Origin of the sequence: Borrelia hispanica CRI (genome assembly GCF_000500065.1) — a bacterium.
Lineage (GTDB): Bacteria > Spirochaetota > Spirochaetia > Borreliales > Borreliaceae > Borrelia > Borrelia hispanica.
Genome location: NZ_AYOU01000071.1, coordinates 1 through 956, shown reverse-complemented (window position 1 = coordinate 956; position 956 = coordinate 1). Strand labels below are relative to the sequence as shown.

Sequence of the window (956 nt, the reverse complement as noted above, 5' to 3'; positions counted from 1 at the left end):
AATCTCATATCAAGACCAAAATATTGATTAAGCTTCTGATTTACCGCAATTTCAATCCGTTCTTGCACCCCCTTCAAAAAATCATAATAATTACTTCGGTCTCCTTTACCATCATTGCCAAGACCTTTAGTTTGTTCATTGAAACTCCTAGTTAATGGTTCTTTAGTATCTGCTCCTATTTTTGCTTTTACAAGTTCTAAAGTATCTTTCAAAAAAGTAAGTTCATATTTCATAACTTCTAAATGTGCAGACTCACTTCCAGAATARAATATCCCATCATTATTCAARTTGGATTTTAGTCTCTCAAGTTCGAGGGACAAATCATTGTTTAGTGCATTCAAGATATTGGTACCCTTCTTTACACTCTCATCACCACTATTATCAACACTACCATCATCAGAATTGCGTCTAAACAACTTTGTGAACATACCAGAACTATTATCTTTATTGCTTTTGGTAAGTAAATTAAATTGCAAAGATGCTTTACTTATTGCATCATTAATCTCTGCTAAAGACTCGTCTTTGTAAAACAAAAAATTGTAGTTTCGAATCCTTCTATCTATCTCTTGATAGATAGTCTCAAAAAGAACTACATTTAGAAGAAAACTTTGSGTATAACATGGMGTATATGAACCCAAAATATAGTCRTAATTCTCATATATRATCAAACGACTCTTATGGATCTTTACTTCTTTTCTAACTAAAACTCCCTCATCATCCTCTTCTTTGAATGAATATATGACATAAGAAGACTTAGAACCCCTATCTCGCACACAACTAAAATCTAAATACACAAATCCAATTGGTAATTCTGAATTAATTTCTAAGTCAAGATTATCATCTCCTGCTGTTTTAACCAAAATATAGCCAACACCATTGAATCTGTAACTTATGATACAATTCAATAGTGCTTCTTTGAGTTCTACTTTTAGATTATCTAACGTATCTTCAATACC

The 956-nt window shown here is 31.5% G+C and carries 1 protein-coding gene; it reads right to left on the bottom strand.

Translation table 11 applies throughout. The annotated features are described in order from the left end of the window. On the bottom strand, window positions 1-956 hold a 956-nt coding region (locus U880_RS0101830; protein ID WP_024654533.1), incomplete at both ends, for an anti-CBASS protein Acb1 family protein.